General features: G+C 41.5%; 19 protein-coding genes. 10 read left to right on the forward strand and 9 right to left on the reverse strand.

All coding sequences use genetic code 11. The features are described from left to right. Window position 1: 1 nt before the first annotated feature. The 6 genes from ispC to rimO all read right to left on the reverse strand — a co-directional run bounded on the left by ispC (window position 2) and on the right by rimO (window position 5,549). Entirely contained in the window at window positions 2-1,198 is a 1,197-nt protein-coding gene (gene ispC / locus FTU91_RS05485; RefSeq protein ID WP_180043568.1) for a 1-deoxy-D-xylulose-5-phosphate reductoisomerase, read from the reverse strand. Next, complete coding sequence (locus tag FTU91_RS05490) at window positions 1,199-2,023, reverse strand: CDP-archaeol synthase (protein ID WP_086196394.1); 825 nt, start codon at window positions 2,021-2,023, stop codon at window positions 1,199-1,201. Between the two features lie 3 nt (window positions 2,024-2,026). Then, window positions 2,027-2,779, reverse strand: a complete 753-nt coding sequence (gene uppS / locus FTU91_RS05495; RefSeq protein ID WP_086196395.1) for a polyprenyl diphosphate synthase — start codon at window positions 2,777-2,779, stop codon at window positions 2,027-2,029. A 6-nt stretch (window positions 2,780-2,785) separates the two neighbouring features. Continuing rightward, window positions 2,786-3,340 carry a ribosome recycling factor gene (frr, locus tag FTU91_RS05500; RefSeq protein WP_092819386.1) on the reverse strand — a complete coding sequence of 185 codons (555 nt, stop codon included), beginning with the start codon at window positions 3,338-3,340 and terminating at the stop codon, window positions 2,786-2,788. A 78-nt stretch (window positions 3,341-3,418) separates the two neighbouring features. Then, on the reverse strand, window positions 3,419-4,147 hold the full coding sequence (pyrH, locus tag FTU91_RS05505; RefSeq protein WP_086196397.1) for a UMP kinase: 729 nt from the start codon (window positions 4,145-4,147) through the stop codon (window positions 3,419-3,421). Window positions 4,148-4,205: 58 nt separating this feature from the next. Beyond that, a complete protein-coding gene (gene rimO / locus FTU91_RS05510) occupies window positions 4,206-5,549 on the reverse strand; it encodes a 30S ribosomal protein S12 methylthiotransferase RimO (RefSeq protein WP_180043566.1) in 1,344 nt (447 codons plus the stop codon). Window positions 5,550-5,909: 360 nt separating this feature from the next. Between rimO and glnL the strand changes: the two genes are divergently transcribed. Beyond that, window positions 5,910-7,019, forward strand: a complete 1,110-nt coding sequence (glnL, locus tag FTU91_RS05515; protein ID WP_086196399.1) for a nitrogen regulation protein NR(II) — start codon at window positions 5,910-5,912, stop codon at window positions 7,017-7,019. Beyond that, a complete protein-coding gene (gene glnG / locus FTU91_RS05520) occupies window positions 7,006-8,484 on the forward strand; it encodes a nitrogen regulation protein NR(I) (protein WP_086196400.1) in 1,479 nt (492 codons plus the stop codon). The genes glnL and glnG overlap by 14 nt, the downstream gene beginning before the upstream one ends. A 67-nt stretch (window positions 8,485-8,551) precedes the next feature. Here glnG and FTU91_RS05525 read toward each other — a convergent pair whose 3' ends face one another. The 3 genes from FTU91_RS05525 to mnmG all read right to left on the reverse strand — a co-directional run bounded on the left by FTU91_RS05525 (window position 8,552) and on the right by mnmG (window position 12,405). Further along, window positions 8,552-8,878: a hypothetical protein gene (locus FTU91_RS05525; protein ID WP_086196401.1), complete on the reverse strand. Its 327-nt coding sequence runs from the start codon at window positions 8,876-8,878 to the stop codon at window positions 8,552-8,554. Window positions 8,879-9,000: 122 nt separating this feature from the next. Next, window positions 9,001-10,206: a 3-(3-hydroxy-phenyl)propionate transporter MhpT gene (gene mhpT, locus FTU91_RS05530; protein WP_180043618.1), complete on the reverse strand. Its 1,206-nt coding sequence runs from the start codon at window positions 10,204-10,206 to the stop codon at window positions 9,001-9,003. 318 nt (window positions 10,207-10,524) lie between these two features. Continuing rightward, the gene (mnmG, locus tag FTU91_RS05535) at window positions 10,525-12,405 is read right to left on the reverse strand and encodes a tRNA uridine-5-carboxymethylaminomethyl(34) synthesis enzyme MnmG (RefSeq protein ID WP_180043620.1); all 1,881 of its coding nucleotides are present in this window, start codon (window positions 12,403-12,405) and stop codon (window positions 10,525-10,527) included. 254 nt (window positions 12,406-12,659) lie between these two features. Between mnmG and FTU91_RS05540 the strand changes: the two genes are divergently transcribed. From FTU91_RS05540 to FTU91_RS05575, 8 genes are all read left to right on the forward strand, one after another. After that, complete coding sequence (locus tag FTU91_RS05540) at window positions 12,660-13,097, forward strand: hypothetical protein (RefSeq protein ID WP_180043622.1); 438 nt, start codon at window positions 12,660-12,662, stop codon at window positions 13,095-13,097. A 137-nt stretch (window positions 13,098-13,234) separates the two neighbouring features. Next, the gene (locus tag FTU91_RS05545) at window positions 13,235-14,110 is read left to right on the forward strand and encodes a bile acid:sodium symporter family protein (protein ID WP_180043624.1); all 876 of its coding nucleotides are present in this window, start codon (window positions 13,235-13,237) and stop codon (window positions 14,108-14,110) included. 132 nt (window positions 14,111-14,242) lie between these two features. After that, window positions 14,243-15,160 (forward strand): 50S ribosomal protein L11 methyltransferase, encoded by a 918-nt coding sequence (prmA, locus tag FTU91_RS05550; protein WP_180043639.1) that lies wholly within the window; start codon window positions 14,243-14,245, stop codon window positions 15,158-15,160. A 3-nt stretch (window positions 15,161-15,163) separates the two neighbouring features. Beyond that, window positions 15,164-16,039: a DUF3426 domain-containing protein gene (locus tag FTU91_RS05555; protein ID WP_180043641.1), complete on the forward strand. Its 876-nt coding sequence runs from the start codon at window positions 15,164-15,166 to the stop codon at window positions 16,037-16,039. 390 nt (window positions 16,040-16,429) lie between these two features. Further along, window positions 16,430-16,699: a DNA-binding transcriptional regulator Fis gene (fis, locus tag FTU91_RS05560; RefSeq protein WP_001086304.1), complete on the forward strand. Its 270-nt coding sequence runs from the start codon at window positions 16,430-16,432 to the stop codon at window positions 16,697-16,699. Window positions 16,700-16,787: 88 nt separating this feature from the next. Next, the gene (purH, locus tag FTU91_RS05565) at window positions 16,788-18,362 is read left to right on the forward strand and encodes a bifunctional phosphoribosylaminoimidazolecarboxamide formyltransferase/IMP cyclohydrolase (protein ID WP_180043643.1); all 1,575 of its coding nucleotides are present in this window, start codon (window positions 16,788-16,790) and stop codon (window positions 18,360-18,362) included. A gap of 130 nt (window positions 18,363-18,492) precedes the next feature. Then, entirely contained in the window at window positions 18,493-19,776 is a 1,284-nt protein-coding gene (gene purD / locus FTU91_RS05570) for a phosphoribosylamine--glycine ligase (RefSeq protein ID WP_180043645.1), read from the forward strand. 85 nt (window positions 19,777-19,861) lie between these two features. Beyond that, on the forward strand, window positions 19,862-20,698 hold the full coding sequence (locus FTU91_RS05575; protein ID WP_180043647.1) for a TIGR02391 family protein: 837 nt from the start codon (window positions 19,862-19,864) through the stop codon (window positions 20,696-20,698). The last annotated feature ends 128 nt before the right edge of the window (window positions 20,699-20,826 follow it).

Here is a 20,826-nt window from a genome sequence, read left to right on the forward strand (position 1 = left end):
TTTAGCTTCCTTTATTGATGACAATTTGCTGGGCAGCAGATCGAGCCATTCGATCGACTTGTAAAATACGCTCAATCGACTCTGCAGCGCCCCCTTCAACCTGATTTAAAGTCTGTTCGACTACCTGAGGAATTTCTGTAAAGCCAATGGCACTTTTCAAAAAGGCAGCAACAGCAATCTCATTGGCAGCATTTAGAATTGCAGGAGCTAAACCACCGCTCTGCATGGCTTGACGTGCAAGCTTTAATGCCGGAAAACGCAGTGTATCAGGTTCCTGAAAATCGAGTTGCTGATTGACAAAAAGGTCGAGTGCAGGCACATGGGTTTGAATACGCTCTGGCCATGCAAGTGCATGCGCGATTGGCGTACACATATCAGGATTGCCCATTTGTGCCAAAGTCGACCCATCCACATATTGAACCATAGAATGAATGATACTCTGTGGATGTACCACCACTGTTACAAACTGTTCTGAAATTGCAAAGAGATGGCAGGCTTCGATCAGCTCCAGTCCTTTATTCATTAAAGTTGCCGAATCAACTGAAATTTTCTGACCCATAGACCAGTTAGGATGCTTGCATGCCTGTGCAGGAGTCACATTTAGCAGTTGCTCCCGACTATGGTTTAAAAATGGACCACCCGATGCGGTGAGCAGAATGCGCGACACCCCCTGTTTAGGTTGCCCATTGCGCTCTGCCTGAAAATAACCGGCAGGCAAACATTGAAAAATCGCATTATGCTCAGAATCGACTGGAAGCAATTCAGCCTGATAATCACGTGCTGCCTGCATCATAAGATCACCCGACATCACCAGTGCTTCTTTGTTGGCCAGCAAGACACGCTTACCGGCTTTAACTGCAGCCAAGGTCGGCAATAAGCCCGCAGCACCTACAATAGCTGCCATAACCACATCGACATCTGCATGTTCAGCAACAGCAATCAAACCCGCTTCATCAGTCAGAATTTCAATATCTGTTAAAGAATGATCATGAAAATATTGCTGTAATTCTTTAACACGACTAGAAGGAACGACCACGACTTTTGGCCGATATTGTTTGCATATTGCAACGAGTTCTAAAATTCTGCTATGCGCCGTGACTGCAAAAACAGAATACTTTTCAGGATGCTGTTGCAGAATTTTTAAGGTACTTTGACCAATTGAACCCGTTACACCTAATATACAAACAGATTGTGACATCTATAAATCTACACCAATAAGTTTCAAAACATACATGCCTGCAGCAAAAATTGGAGCAGCAGCAAGCAATGAATCAATACGGTCAAGCACCCCACCATGTCCTGGCAGAATACGACCCGAGTCTTTAATTCCAGCACGACGTTTAATCATGGATTCAAACAGGTCGCCCAGAACTGAACTAAATACGGTAATCACAGATAAAATTAAAAACAAGATATGCTGTGCCAGAGTTAAATCCAAATAAAGGATTTCTACCGCTACCACAATCAGCATGGCAGTAAAAATACCACCATATAAACCCTCTACTGATTTATTTGGACTAACATCTGGAGCAAGTTTTTTCTTGCCCAGTTTACGCCCAACAAAATAAGCACCGCTATCTGCACCCCATACCAGTAAAAACAGGTACATGAGCCACCATGGCGAGCTATGCCATACAGAGAAAATTGCGGTGACTGCAGCAGAAACTAAAATAAATCCGATAATCTTTAAGCTGGAATTGTACCATCCATCATAGTTTGGATACGATTTAACCCAAAAAATACTGCAGATCCAGCAAATAATGGAAGCTGCCCAAAGTAGCAGAGCAATATCATTAAAATATAATGCTAAAGTTGCTAAAGCGGCAGTAGCAAATCCATAAACCCAAGCTAAGGGCTTAATAAGATTTTTATTCTTTCTTGGCATAAGCTTAAACCACTCATACCCTGCAACCCCTGCTGCAACAATCATCAGCATAAACATTGGATACTGAGACTGTGTAGCAAACATACAACTCAGTACAACTGCTACCAATACCAATGCGGTTATAATCCGCTCTAACATTTATTAATTCTCAAGTTTCTCTTGTTGGATTTGCTCTGAAGTTTTACCAAAACGACGTTCACGTCCAGCAAAGACCGCGAATGCATCATCTAATTCTTCTACAGTAAATTCAGGCCACAAGGTTGGGGTAAAATATAGCTCAGCATACGCAGCTTGCCAAAGTAAAAAATTTGACAAACGATAATCACCCCCTGTACGAATGAGTAAATCTACAGCAGGCAAATCGGCCATGCAGACATGTTGCCCAAAAAGCTCCACGTCAATATCTTCAACCGCAACTTTTTTCGCCAGCACATCTGCTGCAATCTGTTTTGCAGCCTGAGCCATATCCCACATACCACCATAACTGATAGCAATGGTTAAAGTCATGCTGTCGAACTTAGCAGTCCTTTGTTCGGCTTGCAACATTAACTCGCGCAAACGGTCGGACAAACGTGAACGGTCACCAATAAAACGTAAGGCAATATTGAATTTTTCCATCCGTGGCAATTGCTCATGAATAGTTTCTTCCAACAGTAGCATGAGCAAATCAACCTCAAACTGAGGGCGATTCCAGTTTTCACTGGAAAATGCAAAAACGGTTAGCGCTTGAATATGATTTTTTCTACAATGTTCAACAATCGGATCCAGGACATTTTTCCCTTCACGATGTCCAGCCCCTTTTTGCATTTGCTTTTTTTTTGCAAAACGATTGTTGCCATCCATGATGATGGCAACATGTTTTGGAAGAAGCATATTATCTTCTGATACGGTCATTCAATCTTAGACCTTCATCAATTCAGCTTCTTTAGCAGCCAGACGTTTTTCAACTTCAGCAACAAATTTATCAGTGATTTTCTGAATGTCATCACCTGCACGACGCTCATCATCTTCAGAAATTTCTTTTTCTTTCAATAATGCCTTGATGTCACCCAACACATCACGACGAATGTTACGAATGGCAACTTTGGCATTTTCAGCCTCATTACGTGCAACTTTCTGCATGTCACGACGTGTTTCTTCAGTCAGTGCCGCCATCGGTACACGAATCGCGTCAGCCGTAATTGGGTTCAAGCCCAAGTCTGATTCACGGATCGCTTTATCAATTGCAGAGACCATTGAACGTTCAAATGGCTGAACAAGCAATGTACGCGAGTCTTCAACCCCCACGTTCGCCACCTGGTTTAATGGCACATCCGAGCCATAGTAAGGAACCATAACACCGTTCAGGATGGATGGATGCGCGCGTCCTGTACGAACCTTGGCAAAACCATGCTCCAAAGACTCAAGCGTCTTGTTCATACGGTCTTCAGCGTCTTTTTTAAGATCGTTAATCATGTGATCTTCCTTACTTAATTCTAAGAGATGTAATAACTAAATAGCGTGTAGTATAAAGAGCTTTCAGGCTCACGTACATTAATTCGTAACGTGAGTACCCTCTTTTTCACCCATCACCACTGAAAGCAATGAACCAGCTTTGTTCATATCGAATACTTGAAGTGGCACGTTATGGTCACGACATAGGCAAATCGCGGTTAAATCCATCACACCTAATTTTTCATCAAGTACCTGATCGAAAGTCAGTGCTTCGTATTTCACAGCATCATCGTATTTGCTTGGGTCTTTATTATAAACACCATCCACTTTAGTTGCTTTTAGGATCAGGTTGGCTTCAATTTCGATACCACGTAAGCAGGCTGCTGTATCGGTAGTAAAGAACGGATTACCTGTACCGGCAACAAATACACAGACTTCGCCTTGAGTTAAATGACGAATCGCATCACGACTTGAATAAGATTCAACCACAGCACCAATTGGAAGTGCTGACATTAAGCGGGTTTTAATGTTACGGCGCACTAAAGCATCGCGTAATGCCAGACCATTCATTACCGTAGCCAACATACCCATCTGGTCACCAGTGACACGGCCAACCAGACCATCTTTTTGCAATTGGCTACCGCGGTACAGGTTACCACCGCCCACTACGATACCCACTTGTACGCCTAAACCGACCAAGTGCGCAATCGCCAGGGACATTTGATCAAGCACAGTGGCGTCAATACCCATATCTTTGTTTCCGGCAAGTGCTTCACCAGAAAGTTTCAATAAAATACGTGCATAACGGGGCTTTTTTGAGTCCAACATCAGGAAATCTCCAAATCTTCCAATATCTAAAATTTTATTCGTCTATTTTTATGACAGATCAAGCTGATTTAATGCGAATCAACTTTGCATATAAGTCATATTCATCGGCATCAGTAATTTCCACTTCCAGCAAATCACCCGCTTTAATCTGACTTTTATCAATATCTTCTACAAAGACATTACCATCAATTTCAGGCGCATCGGCATAAGAACGCGCAACCGCAACCGGGAATTCATCTTCCAGATCATCGACCAGCACAGTCATGGTTTGGCCAATACGTTTTTGCAGTTTGGCTGCAGAAATTTCCTGCTGCACTTGCATGAAACGTTCATAACGGTCTTGCTTGATTTCTTCCGGTACATGGCCTGGCAAATCGTTGGCAGTTGCACCTTCAACGGGTGAGTAAGTAAAGCAACCTACGCGATCAAGCTGAGCTTCTTTGAGCCATTCCAATAGCATTTGGAAGTCTTCTTCTGTTTCGCCAGGGAAACCCACCACAAAAGTTGAACGAATCACAAGATCCGGACATTTTTCACGCCACAATTTTAAACGCTCTAATGTATTTTCACTGTGCGCTGGACGTTTCATCAGTTTCAGAATTTTAGGGCTGGCATGCTGGAATGGAATATCCAGATAAGGTAGGATTTTACCTTGTGCCATCAAATCAATGACTGCATCCACATGCGGATATGGATAGACATAATGTAAACGTACCCAGATGCCTAATTGACCCAATGCTTCACACATATCGTAAAACTTGGTTTTAACCGGCTGGCCATTCCAGAAATCCAGTTTGTACTTGGTATCTACACCATAAGCGGAAGTATCCTGAGAAATCACCAGGACTTCTTTCACACCTGCACGCTTGAGTGCTGCTGCTTCTTCAAGTACAGAACCGACCGGACGTGATACCAGGTCACCGCGCATGCTTGGAATAATGCAGAAGGTACAACGATGGTTACAGCCTTCTGATATTTTTAGATAGGCATAATGTTTAGGGGTTAAACGAATACCCTGCTCCGGAACAAGGTCAATAAACGGATTATGTTTTGGTGGTTCAGGCACGTACTGGTGTACGGCTTCCATCACTTCTTGATATGCTGCAGCACCCGTCACTTTAAGGACATTGGGGTGCATCTGGCGAATTTTTTCTTCATCTTTACCCAAGCAGCCAGTCACAATCACACGACCATTTGCACTCATGGCTTCGCCAATTGCATCTAAAGATTCTTGTACTGCAGATTCAATAAAACCACAGGTATTAACAACTACTAAATCAGCACCATCGTAATCCGATGCTACATCATAACCTTCAGTCTTCAACTGAGTTAAAATTCGTTCGGAATCTACCAATGCCTTAGGACAACCTAAAGAAACAAAACCGACTTTGGGGGATTTCATGAATCTGCGCTCCACTATAATGCGCGTATTGTATGTCTTTTCCAATCATAAAAACAGGTGGAATCCCGACTCTTTGTATTACGCACCAAAATACGGCTATATTTTTAGCAAATAATTCAAACGCACCATTTTGGTTCACTAATAATTATATTTCTATTACTATGAAATTGGAATTCTGTTATCAAAAACAAAAAAGCACAGTTTTATAGCGGCAAAATTTATATTTACCCCCATGCTCAAAGTTGGCGTGCATTTTGCTTTATTTCGACCACGTTTAACTCGTTGAATGTCCCATAACAGGGAGAAATGAAAAGAAGTGCAGATGCCATTGCGCTATTTTAATACAGGATGCTTTCGCAAATGGATCAACCCGTCGCTATCGACTATCGCCTTTTAGTGGATAATTTAACCACTGCAGTTTTATTGGTCGACAGTAACCTGAATATTTTTTATTTGAATTCTTCTTGCGAATCCTTGTTCGACATCAGTTTACTGCGGGCGGCGGGACAGCCGGTGTTAAATTTGCTGCATATGCCGGATGATGAGTTCAATACTGAAGAAGCCTTGCTCAATACCTTTACAACCGGCCAACCCTATACCCGTCGCGAAGCCACCATTAGTGTCAATTTTAAAGATATTCATGTCGATTACACCGTATCTCTGATTAATTCACAGAAACCCTATCATCCGCTCCTCTTGATTGAGCTGAATCAAATTGACCGGATGCTGAAAATATCCAAAGAAGAAAACCTGATTCAGCAGCATCAGGTAGCACGACAACTGATTCGTGGTGTCGCCCATGAAATCAAAAACCCCTTAGGCGGCATTCGTGGTGCTACCCAATTACTGGCGCGCAGCCTGAATGACCCGCAATACAAAGAATTTACCGACATTATTATTAGTGAAGTAGACCGTTTGCGCAATCTGGCCGACACCATGCTCGGCTCCCGCCAGTTACCAAGTTATGAACTGGTCAATGTGCATGAGCCTCTGGAACGTGTACGTTCACTGATTACCAACCAGACCAAAAAGAAAATCAAAATTACCCGCGACTACGATCTGTCCTTGCCTGAAGTAATGGCAGATCGCGACCAGCTGATTCAGGTCATGCTCAATATCAGTGTCAATGCCGTACAGGCCATGATGGAAAACAGGGAATTCTTTGTTGATCATCAACCGGAACTGATTTTAAGAACCCGGATTCAGCGCCTGGTCACCATTAATGGGGTATTAAAACGTTCTGCAGTCCGTATTGATATTGAAGACAACGGTCCCGGCGTTCCGGAAGAAATTTTAGAATCGGTATTTTATCCACTGGTCACAGGACGTGCTAAAGGCACCGGACTGGGCCTGAGCATTGCACAGAATATTATGCACCAACATAACGGAATGATTGAATGCCAATCTATTCCAGGAAAAACAGTATTTAGCTTATATTTACCTTGGGAGTCTAACCATGTCGCGAAATAAAATATGGGTCATTGATGATGATCGTGCCATGCGCTGGGTTTTGGAAAAAACCTTCAAAGAAGAAGGCTTTGACGTGACCAGTTTTGAAGAGGCACAGTCTGCACTGGATCAGCTCAGCATAGATGCACCTGATGTTATTTTAACTGACATTCGTATGCCTGGCATCGATGGTCTGACTTTCCTGGGCAAAGTCAAAGGCACCCATCCTGATTTACCGGTTATTATCATGACCGCGCATTCAGATCTGGAATCTGCCGTATCCAGCTATCAAACCGGTGCTTTTGAATATCTGCCAAAACCCTTTGATATTGATGAAGCGCTGGCACTGGTCAACCGTGCCATCCTGCATATTGCCAAATTACAGCAGCAGGAATCTGCCAAAGTCACCCCGGCCATTCAATCGACTGAAATTATTGGTGAATCTCCTGCCATGCAGGAAGTGTTTCGCGCGATTGGCCGTTTATCCCAGTCACACATTACCGTATTGATCAATGGTGAATCGGGAACTGGTAAAGAGCTGGTCGCGCATGCGTTACACCGCCATTCTCCACGCAGCAGCAAACCTTTTATTGCTTTAAATATGGCAGCCATTCCTAAAGACCTGATTGAAACCGAACTTTTCGGTCATGAAAAAGGTGCTTTTACTGGTGCCAACTCACAGCGCCAAGGCCGTTTCGAGCAAGCCAATGGTGGCACCCTGTTTCTAGATGAAATTGGTGACATGCCATTTGAAACCCAAACCCGTTTACTGCGTGTTCTGGCAGATGGCGAGTTCTATCGTGTCGGTGGACATATCCCGGTTAAGGTCGATGTACGTATTGTTGCAGCAACCCATCAGGATCTGGAAAAACTGGTGCATGACGGACGCTTCCGTGAAGACTTGTATCACCGTCTAAATGTGATCCGTATTCATATTCCAAAACTGGCCCATCGTCGCGAAGACATTCCTATGCTGGCGCAGCACTTCTTGGCTCGCGCGGGTAAAGAATTGGGTGTCAATCCTAAAATCTTGCGCCCTGAAACCCAGGAATATATGCAACAGCTACCCTGGCAAGGCAACGTGCGTCAGTTAGAAAATACCTGTCGCTGGCTGACTGTCATGATTACCGGACGTGAAGTTTATCCTGAAGACCTGCCTTCAGAACTGAAACAGATTCCAATTCAGCGCTCAGCCGAAGATACACAACCACACAACACCTTTGACCGTATTTCCCTACATCATTGGGATGAGTTATTGGGTCAATGGGCCATCCAGAAACTGAAAAATGGTGAAATGAAGATTCTGGACATTGCCACACCAATGTTTGAACGCACGCTAATTACTGCCGCTTTGCAGCAAACCCGCGGGCGTAAACGTCATGCAGCTGAATTACTGGGCTGGGGACGCAATACCCTGACCCGAAAATTGAAAGAGCTGGGTATGGATACTGCCGATGATGATGTAGAAGAAGAAATCGAAAGCTAAACTTTTCTATCCATAAAAAAGCGCCTAAAGGCGCTTTTTTATTATTGTATTTTCACCTAGTAAATACTTACGCAGTAAAACCCACATAACGAAAATAGCCTTCAGCCCCCAGATCAGATTTAAAAATCAGATAATCGGGATACGTAGCTTGGATAATTTCGGCCCACATATTCACCTGGTCATCATGGGCATGCAGATCATCTACAGAGCGCAGCATGGTGTGTTCGAATTCATCCGTGATATATTCAAAGCCAATATCCATAGCGATAAACAAGACATGTTCACAGGGTTGTATATATTGTTCTTCAGCCCAATTGATCACGTGCTGCTGACAGTGTGGACATTGGATATTATCTGTGGCTTGAATATCGAGTTCGATCAGTTGATAGCTCATAACATTTTAAATTCAGTTTTCTATCCGGCTATATTAACAAACTCAAGTAAAGTGAATGCTTAAAATACTTAATAAAAAAAGGGAATCCTCAAGATTCCCCCTTTTTTCATAGCCTTATGCTTTTATTTATGTGCTGCTTTATAATGTGAGAGTGCAGTCACCGCTACTGCCGAGATAGCCACAGCAGGTAAACTGGCCATTAAAATCCCTGTTGTTCCCAAGCCGATCGCTAAAATTTTTCCTGTCAGTAACGGCCCAGTCATTGCACCTAATCGACCCAAAGAAATCGCACTACCCACGCCTGTGACTTTACCTGTACCCGAATAGAAAATCGGTGAAATGCCATACAGAATCGATTGTCCGCCTGTCGAGAAAATCCCGCCCATAAAGCCTGCCAAAACAAGTACTGGAATAGAGCTAGAGGTAAATAACAGTACAAGGGCAATAAATAAACCACTATAGATAATCACCGCCATTTGCCACAGTTTTAAACGGTCCAGCAAATAACCCAAAGCCAGAGTACCAATTACAGCACCTACCTGGAATACCAGCATCACCATAAAAGCCTGTGGTTTTTCCAAACCTTGTTCCATAAGCAAATTAGGTAACCAGCTAATCAAAATATAATTGATCATCAGGGTAAAGAAAAAACCCACCCAAAGCGGCATGGTATATTTATATTGCTGGTTTTTAAATAGCACCTCAACCATACCCGGAACAGCTTCATCTGCAGCTTGCTCAACAGCGATTTTCTTAGGCTTGTCTTTAAGAATAATCGCCATGAATGGCAGCAGAACTAAAGGGGTTAAGCCACCAATCAAAAATAGAGTATGCCAAGAAATATCTTTAAATAAGATAGCCAGGCCTGCAACAAAAATTGCGCCTACCGGTAATCCGCAATACATTAAGCTGTTCAGCTTGCCGCGATTGGCTTCAGTCGCCTCATCACCCACCACAGAAATCATGGTTGGCATCGCAGCACCCAAGCCTAAGCCGGTAAAAAAGCGCGCTGCATATAAAATTTCCATACTCGGCGCGATCGCAGTAAGCGACATAAATAGGCCGAAAATTGCAATTGAAAGCATTAAAACTTTCTTCTGACCCAAAAAGTCGGCAACACGTCCACCAAAGAACGCACCAAACAACATACCAAAAACACCCAAACTAAATACATAGCCCATTTGCACCTGGTCTAGAGCAAATGTTTCAGCAATTCCTTTTGCGGCAATACCGGGAGCCTGAAGATCAAAACCTTCAAAAAATGCGACCCAAAAACACAAAAATACTGTTAAGAATTTCTGCATTTTACCTGTTTGTATTTGTGCCATGATTGAACTCCGTCCATATTAAGCAAATTAGCCCACAGCAATTTGCTTCACTATTTTCAGATCAATCTGTTGAAATAAATACCACTACAATGGTCGGGTTTAATGTGCGCTACCTCAAAGAAAATCATTCAAATTAGACATAAAAGATTAAACAAATAGACATAATAGATCTTAATTTTATTTATTATTTCATATTTTCAAATACTTATAATTTTGGTAGTTATTTATGATCAAACCATAGTCAAAAGTAATAGTTTAAAATTAAATGATAAAAAGCCCGCATAGTGCGGGCTTTTTATCAACTTGACTCACATTGTATTAAGCAGTTTTTTTCGCCTGATTGTTCTTACGAATGGTAATCATCACAAGCTGAACAGCTGCAGGCGTTACACCCGGAATACGACCTGCTTGAGCAAGCGTTTCAGGACGAACATCTTTCAATTTAAGCGTAATTTCACGCGATAAACCTGAAACTACATCATAATCAAAGTCTGCTGGAATACGAGTTTCTTCCAGACGCTTCATTTGCGCCACATCTTCTTGCTGACGGTTGATATAACCTTCGTATTTCACTGCAATTTCAATTTGCTCACCGACAAAGGCAGAAACTTCTGAACCCGTGAGTTCTGCAATTTGAGCGAAGCTAATGTTAGGACGTTTCAACAAATCAATAGCAGAACATTCTTTAGACAGATCTGCACCGGTCATTTCAACGAATTTTTTACCCATCGGGTTGTTTGGCGCAGCCCAAAGGTGTTGTAAACGACCTTTTTCTGTTTCTACCGCTTCCATTTTTTCACAGTAAGATTCCCAGCGCGCATCATCCACCAGACCCATTTCACGACCAATTGGCGTTAAACGCTGATCCGCATTGTCTTCGCGCAGCATCAAACGGTATTCGGCACGTGAAGTAAACATGCGGTACGGTTCTTTGGTACCAAGTGTAATCAGGTCATCTACAAGCACACCCATGTATGCTTCATCACGTTTAGGTGTCCATTGCTCCTGATCCCATGCACGGCGTGCCGCATTCAAACCTGCCAACAAACCTTGCGCACCTGCTTCTTCATAACCGGTTGTACCATTAATTTGACCTGCAAAGTACAGGTTATTGATGGCTTTAGTTTCCAATGAGAATTTCAAGGCTTGCGGGTTAAAATAGTCATATTCAATGGCATAACCCGGACGAAGAATATGTGCATTCTCCATACCACGAATTGAGCGCACCAATTCAAACTGCACATCAAATGGAAGCGATGTTGAAATACCGTTTGGATAAAGCTCATGGGTATCCAGGCCTTCTGGCTCAAGGAATACCTGGTGCGAATCTTTATCGGCAAATTTGTGAATTTTATCTTCAATCGATGGGCAGTAACGTGGACCTACGCCTTCAATCACACCGGTATACATTGGTGAACGGTCAAGTCCTCCACGAATGATGTCATGCGTGCGTTCATTGGTATGCGTAATATAGCAGTTGATCTGTTCCGGATGCATGGATGCATCACCCATGAATGACATGGTCGGAGACGGGAAATCCCCCGGCTGCGGAGTCATGACAGAAAAATCTACTGAACGTGCATCAATACGCGGTGGCGTACCTGTTTTTAAACGACCTACAGGCAAGTTTAATTCACGTAAGCGTGCAGCCAATGCAATAGATGGAGGATCACCGGCACGACCACCAGAGGCATTATTCAAGCCGATGTGAATCACACCACCCAAGAAAGTACCGGTCGTCAACACGACAGTTTTAGCATCAAAGCGGATGCCCATTTGGGTCACAACACCTTTAACGGTATCGCCTTCAACAATCAGGTCATCTGCCGCTTGCTGGAAAATATCCAGATTCGCCTGATTTTCCAGAGTATGACGAATTGCAGCTTTAAAACGTACACGGTCAGCTTGGGCACGTGTTGCACGTACTGCAGCACCTTTACGTGAATTCAGGATACGGAACTGAATACCACCTTTATCGGCAGCCAATGCCATTGCACCGCCCAAAGCATCAATTTCACGAACCAGATGTGATTTACCAATACCACCAATGGCCGGGTTACAGCTCATCTGCCCTAAAGTCTCAATGTTGTGAGTCAAGAGCAGAGTCTGTCGACCCATACGCGCTGCAGCAAGGGCTGCTTCGGTACCTGCGTGACCGCCACCGATAACAATGACATCGTAAACTTTAGGATAATGCATAATGGTTTGAGAGATAAAAAATGATGACGGAGTATTATATCAAAACTGAACAAAATAAGTTGACAAAATGAGTCGAATTTCTTGAAGAAGATTGAAGAGATTTTTAACCTTTTAATGTTGCAATGTAATTCCGCTTTTCAGACTCGCTATAGAAATGAAACATTTAAGTAAATTTTTTTACTTGATTAGCATTGTTTAAATTTGATTACTTTTTAATCTATAGATTGAATACATTACGAACAAAGGTATAAAAGATGAATAAGAATATTTTCCTCTCATCCATACTCTGTGGTTTATGTCTTGCGCCATTTGCAGCTTCAGCAAATGATAAGGTCGAAAAGGTATATGATACTCAAAGGTACCAAAAGGCGTGTAAAGGTAAAAGTCAGGGTGCACAGGTGAGTTTTGCATATCGAGGTATTATCTGGAATGGTACCTGTGAACCTCAATTCTTTCCTTCAGTAAAAAATTCGTCCATCGCAGGAGATGAACCTGAGTTAACCAGTGCATGTAGCGGAGATACCGGTGCAACAACTGTAAACATCAACGGGACTGAAGTTAAAGGTAAATGTACTTTAGGTTTTATGGCTCCTCGTCCTTCTTCTCAACCCCAAATGCAGATGCAGCATGCTCAACCAGAAATGCAAACCCAGCCTCAAATGCAGCCAAAACCTGAGATGCAACCACAATAATCACCATAAAATGTTAATTTTATTAAAATTATTAACGGGTAAAATACCTAGGTTTTACCCGTTTCATATATTGCTTATTTAAAAATCTTGTTTAAACTCTACGGATATCAAAGGATAAAAACAATAAAGGATATTCAATGGATTCAGGTCTCTTTACCCTTTTTTTACCTCTTATACTTGCTTTTATGATGATTGGTTTAGGGCTTGAACTCACAGTTAAAGATTTTCTTCGTATCCGTCATCACCCTAAAGCTATTTTTTTAGCTTTATTTTCGCAACAAGTCATTTTGGTTGGCGTGGCATTTTTTATCTGTATTTTATTTAAGCCTTCTCCACTTTTAGCGATTGGCTTAATGTTGCTTGCCGCTTCTCCTGGTGGCCCTACAGCAAATTTGATTAGCTATATTTTCAAGGGAGATGTGGCGTTAAACCTCACCCTTACAGCCCTTAATTCTATTATCTGTACCTTTACCCTGCCGTTTATTGTCAATTTATCCATGCATTATTTTTTAGGTGAGTCGCAAAGTGTTGCCATGCCTATTGAAAAAATAACCCAAGTCTTTTTAATTATTTTTGTTCCGGTTTGTTTGGGTATGTTGATTCGTTCACTTACCCCCAACACTGCATTGCAACTCAACAAACCCATGCGATTATGTTCAGTAATTTTTTTATTTTCGATTTTCTTGTATGCCCTTTATAAAGAACGATTCAATGTCACCGAATACTTTTCCGAGATTGGGGTTGCCATCGCGCTGTTTTGCCTCATCAGTTTTTTAGTGGGTTATCTAGTTCCACATTTATCTGGAATTTCCGACAAACAGGCACGCGCATGTACATTTGAAGTAGGAATTCACAACACAGGCATGGCGCTTACTATTGCACTTTCCGTGTTATCAAATACCACCATTGCCATTCCCGCAGGAATTTACACTATTTTTATGTATATTTTTGCCACATTATTCGGCATGTTATTAAATAAATTCGCAGCTCATCCAGCGGCTATAACGCCCTGATTTCGCTTCTGTAAATAAAGAGTGCAAACTGCTTCTTTTGCTTTTTCAAGATAGTTTTCATCAATATATAGTGGTTTCAGCCTGAGTTCCGTTACAATGGCATTTTTAAAAACACAAATTTAGGTTATCTCCGTGAAGTGGTTACAAATTCATATTACTGTTGAGCAGGCTCAAGTCGATTTTACTGAAACATTATTAAGTTCATTGGGTGCAGTGAGCGTAACTTTAGACGATGCTGAAAATCAGGACTTGCTTGAACCACTTCCAGGTGAAACGCCTCTGTGGAATAAAGTCATTGTAACCGGTATCTATGCGCAGGAAGATGATGAAGAAATTGATGTAGATGCCCTCATTACCTTTATTACTGCACAGATGCCTGAAGCACCATTACGTTACGAGTTTCTTGAAGACCAAGAATGGGAACGTACCTGGATGGATACCTATGAGCCTATTCAAATTGGCGAGAAATACTGGATTGTACCTGAATGGATGGAAGCTCCTGAAGCCGATGCAGTAAATATCAAGCTTGACCCAGGTCTGGCTTTTGGTACCGGTAACCATGCCTCAACTTTCCTTTGCCTGCAATGGCTCGGCAAAGTCGATCTCAAAGATAAAATTGTCATCGATTATGGTTGTGGTTCAGGCATTTTAGGGGTTGCCGCTTTATTACTGGGCGCAAAAAAAGTCTATGCTACCGATATTGACCCACAAGCTGTACTGGCAACCAAACAAAATGCAGAATTGAATGGTGTACTTGAAAATCTGTATGTTGGACTACCTGAAGAGTTCAATAAAGAGCTGAAAAATCAGAAAGCAGATGTGTTTGTTGCCAACATTCTGGCAGGTCCCTTAATGGAGCTTGCGCCTGAATTCGCAACTTTGGTTAAATCTGAGGGGGAGTTCGCACTTGCCGGCATATTAGAAGAGCAAGTTGCTGATGTTTCTAGTGTTTATTCTGAATTTTTTGATATACTGCAAGTCGAAAAACGTGACGAACATTGGTGTCGAATTTCGGGTAAACGCAAAAATACCCCTGCTAATCATGAATAGACTATGAGCGAAAAACAAACCTGCTGCCCCAACTGTTTTACCAAGTACAAAGTCTCTGTGGCTCAACTTACAGTTGCTCGCGGCATGGTTTGTTGTGCCAAATGCTCAACCAACTTTAATGCATTGAGTCATCTGGTCGTAGAGAAAGAAGAGGCTTTTTCTCTCCCTCAAGCAACTCCCTCTTTAGATCCAGCCAAACAAACTTCTTTATCCAATGCATTCATTAAAGAACAGTTCATTACAGAACAGAAACCGGTAAAACATTTATTGGATATTTTCGATCATAAAGTTGAAAACTCGAATATCGATTTAAAAACTTATCTCAATAACTTGAATTATTTTAGTACAGAACCGATTGGCAACTACCCCACACTAAACTGGTCAGAAAAAGCTGAACAAGAGAAAAAATATGGTGCGCGGCATTATGTTTTATGGGGAACAATCAACTTATGTTTAGTCAGCTTGCTTGTTTTTCAGTTTTTCTGGTTTAATCCGAAAATTTTAAACAATAGCCCAGTATTCAGTGCTTTGTTTAATACAGCATGTCAGGCACTTAAATGTTCGGTTATGGAAGAAAATTATCGACTACTCTCTACCAACAAGTTAAAGGTTAAACAAATTTCCAAACAAGAAACCCAGTTTAGCGGAGAACTAATTAACTATCATACTCAAAGCCTGGCTCTTCCAATGATCAGGGTGGATCTGAAAGCAAATGGGGAAACCATCTCGACCTATTCCTTTAAGCCTTCTGAATATCTGATTACGAGTCTGCAAGGAATTCAACGAATTCCCCAGAATAGTCCTTTTAAATTCAAATTTAGCGTTCCTATGCCACGCAAAAGCTTTGACACTTATAGTTTAGAAATAATTCGCCCGTAACATTGAAAAAAACTATTAAAAAATACAAAAAAATGTAAAAAAAATGTAGTTTTCTTGCTCACTTTTTCTTAGACAATGCTATCATACGCGCCACGAAAGCTTAGTGCTGCAAACTCCTCGAAAATTTTTACAACAAAATTGTCTAACTGAAATGCGCTTTATTAAATATAGCGTATTGAGTAGATTTTTTTGTTTTGATTTTGGGTGGTAACAAATATTAATCTATTGTTACGCTTAAATTTCGATCAAAAACGTCGAGTTGTGGCAAGCTAAATGATCAAGTTTTAGAACTTCCGTTTTAGGATCTAAAACGGGGTTCATTGAATTTCTATAGACCACTTTTATATATCTCTTTACCCAAGTGATATTTGATTTTTCGGATTAATTCGCATGAATAGCAAGTCTCCTATTTTTACTGCACAATCTGATGTCGCTCTTCGTATTCACGTAGATCGCGCAGTTCGCCATTACTTTGCACAATTGCAAGGCGAGCAACCCTCTCAGGTGTATGACATGGTGCTGGCAGAAATGGAGAAACCTCTTTTATCTGTTGTTTTAGAATACACTCGCGGCAACCAAACCCGCGCTGCTGAAATTCTAGGCCTTAACCGTGGTACTTTGCGCAAAAAGTTAAAAGCTCACGGTTTAATGAGTGAATAAGTGATAAAATGCTTGCGGTTTCCGCAGGCATTTTTTTTGGCCTGCTATTTAGCTTTTTGATTTAATTCTTGATAACTGTGACGACATCATGACTATTAAACGTGCTTTAATCTCTGTTTCTGACAAAACCGGCATTGTCGAATTTGCACAAGACCTTGCTGCTCTTGGGGTAGAAATTTTATCTACTGGCGGTACTTACAAACTTTTAAAAGACAACAATATCGCTGTAGTTGAAGTTTCAGAGCACACCGGTTTCCCAGAGATGATGGACGGACGTGTAAAAACACTTCACCCGAAAATCCATGGTGGTATCCTCGCTCGTCGTGGTCTAGACGAAGCTGTAATGGCTGAACACAACATCGATGCCATCGATCTGGTTGTGGTGAACCTTTACCCATTTGCTGCAACTGTAGCAAAACCAAACTGTTCACTGGCTGATGCAATTGAAAACATCGACATCGGTGGTCCTACTATGGTTCGTGCAGCTGCGAAAAACCATGCATCTGTAGGTATTGTTGTAAATGCTGCTGACTATGCGACTGTAGTTGCCGAGCTTAAAGCTGAAGGTGCATTGTCTTATGCAACTCGCTTCGACTTAGCGGTGAAAGCATTTGAACACACTGCACAATATGACGGCATGATCGCTTCTTACTTAGGCGCTCGCGTAGGTAAAGAAGAAGGTCAAGCAGACAAATTTGCACGTACTTTCAATACTCAATTGAATAAAGCCCAAGACCTTCGTTACGGTGAAAACCCACATCAAGCTGCTGCTTTCTATGTAGAAGCTAATGCAACAGAAGCTTCTGTTTCAACTTCGAAACAGCTGCAAGGTAAAGAACTTTCTTACAACAACATTGCAGATACAGATGCAGCACTTGAATGTGTGAAATCATTTGCGAAGCCTGCTTGTGTGATTGTAAAACATGCGAACCCGTGTGGCGTTGCAGTATCGCTTGACGGTATTAAAGCTGCTTATGATCTTGCTTATGCAACTGACCCTGAATCTGCATTCGGTGGCATCATTGCATTCAACCGTGAATTAGACGTTGCAACTGCGCAAGCGATTGTTGACCGTCAATTCGTTGAAGTGATCATTGCGCCAAGCGTAGCTGAAGGCGTACTTGAAATCACTGGTGCGAAGAAAAACGTCCGTGTTCTTGTATGTGGTGAATTGCCAGCAATTGATGAGCGTAAAGCACAGCTTGACTACAAACGTGTAAACGGTGGTTTACTGGTTCAAGATCAAGACTTGGGTATGATCACCAAAGATGATCTTAAAGTTGTGACTAAACGTGCACCGACTGAGCAAGAAATCGATGACATGATCTTCGCCTGGAAAGTTGCGAAATATGTAAAATCTAACGCGATTGTTTATGCGAAAAACCGTCAAACCATTGGTGTCGGCGCAGGTCAAATGAGCCGTGTAAACTCTGCTCGTATTGCTGCGATCAAAGCTGAACATGCTGGCTTAGTGGTTGAAGGTGCTGTCATGGCGTCTGATGCATTCTTCCCATTCCGTGATGGTATTGATAATGCTGCTAAAGCAGGTATTAAATGCATTATCCAACCGGGTGGTTCTATGCGTGATGAAGAAACAATTGCTGCTGCTGACGAAGCTGGTATTGCAATGGTCTTCACTGGCATGCGTCACTTCCGTCACTAAGTGATTGGATATTAATGTAATGACAAAGTCATCTACATTTAGACAAATAGATTTCTAATCTTGCATAAAGTCCTCTCCTATTTTTAGGTTGAGGACTTTATGTCATTTTCGATTCATGGAGTATGAACCGATGAATATTTTAGTTTTGGGTAATGGCGGTCGTGAACATGCTTTGGCATGGAAAATCGCGCAAGATGACAAAGTCGCAAAAGTATTTGTAGCACCGGGTAATGCAGGTACTGCAACAGAAAATAAATGCGAAAATGTTGCGTTAAATATTTTAGACAATGCTGCAATTATCGACTTTGCTAAAAACAATGCAGTTGATCTAATTGTCGTTGGTCCTGAAGCACCACTGGTAAATGGTGTAGTCGATGCTTGCCGCGCGGCTGAGCTTAAAATCTGGGGTCCAACTCAATTTGCTGCACAGCTTGAAGGCTCTAAAGCATTCGCCAAGCACTTCTTAAAACGTCACAACATTCCTACTGCTTTCTATGACGTATTTACTGAAGTAGATGCAGCCAAAGCATTTGTTGAGAAAAATGGTGCGCCAATCGTAATCAAGGCCGATGGTCTTGCTGCGGGTAAAGGCGTAATCGTTGCCATGACCAATCAAGAAGCATTTGATGCCATTGATGACATGCTGGCTGGCAACAAATTTGGTGATGCTGGTTCTCGCGTTGTGATCGAAGAGTTCCTTGCAGGTGAAGAAGCATCTTTCATTTGTATGATTGATGGCGACAACATCTTGCCAATGGCAACATCGCAAGATCACAAACGTATCTTTGAAGGTGACCAAGGTCCAAACACTGGTGGTATGGGTGCTTACTCTCCTGCTCCTGTTGTGACTGCTGACGTTTTTGAAAAAGTCATGAAAGAAGTCATGCGTCCAACCGTTGATGGCATGAAAGCTGATGGTCATGTCTATACAGGTTTCTTGTATGCAGGCTTAATGATTGATGAACAAGGTCAACCTAAAGTGATCGAATTCAACTGTCGTTTTGGTGATCCTGAAACCCAGCCTATCATGATGCGTTTAAAATCATCTTTAGTGGATCTGGTTGAAGCAGGTATTGCAGGTAGCTTACCTGCGGACGCTGAATGGGATGAACGTAAGACTGTCGGTATCGTACTGGCATCTAAAGGTTATCCGGAAACTTCAAGCAATGGTGATGTAATTTCAGGCTTAAACACTGAAATGGTAGATACAAAAGTATTCCATGCAGGTACAAAAGCCAATGAAAAAGGTGAAATTGTGACTGCTGGTGGTCGTGTGCTTTGCGTAACTGCACTCGGCAATACCATCGGTGAAGCACAAGCCAAAGCTTTGGAACTTTGCCAAAAAGTGACTTTTGATGGTGTTCAATACCGTAAGGATATTGGTTACCGCGCAATTGCACGCGAAAATGCTTGATTGATTTAATTCAGCAAAAAAACCCGCCTAGTGCGGGTTTTTTTAATGTATATTAATTTTATTCTATAAAATCATTTACTTAAAAATGCTCAGTACTCTATTTACTCAAGGTTCAGAAAAAATACAATATTTAGGTACTTGCTATACACAAGATTGTTTAGAAGCTTTAGGATTTATACTTCAAACACAACAAAATATAGAAAAAGCTATCCTTCTATCAAATAAACAATATCATGCATTCTTAATTATTTCTGAAAGAAATACTTACGTAGTCCGATCAGGATTTACATCCGGTTATATGGGTGAGGGTCCAAAAGGTCTAGCATCTTCGCTTCAACTTCTCCTGAAACATCAAATAGACATTGAAGAAGTTAATATTTCCGAAAAACTAATGAAGAAAGTTAATAAAGCATTAATTTTAGAGTCGGATGTAAAACACATATTAGAAAGTAAATTTGTTCGCCCTTTACGTATTCATGAATATATTTATACAATCTATGAAACATTAGAATATCAACAAATCAATGATCGACATTATCCAATTGAGCTTAGCTATCACCTTATCGACCCTCGTATTTTTGATTTAGCTTTAAAATTTAAGGAAGAGCCTAACAATGCAATTATGACAGCATATGCCAGACTTGAAGACATACTTAGACACAAAACCAAGACAGATTTATTTTCTTCAAATCTGCTCAAGACTGCATTCATTTCTGATAAACATAAATCAATGTACAAGTGGAATGTAGATAATGAAGAGGTATCAAATGCTATAGGACGCTTGTTCACTCACATTTTTACAGCATATAGAAAGGAACGCGCCCACGGAGAAATCAATAAACACTACAAAATGCAAATACGCGAATTTATGCTAATTAATGAACTTTATCTTTTAGAGAATGAATCAATACCAAACAATTAGTATTTTTCTCTGTACACGACAAAAATAGATAACTCATTGAAATAATGTCACAATAATTGTTTTCTAACGACGAATACTATGACACATCTCAATGAGTTATATCTTATCTTAAACAAATCTCTAAAATG

It is taken from the genome of Acinetobacter sp. YH12201, assembly GCF_013418145.1.
Lineage (GTDB): Bacteria > Pseudomonadota > Gammaproteobacteria > Pseudomonadales > Moraxellaceae > Acinetobacter.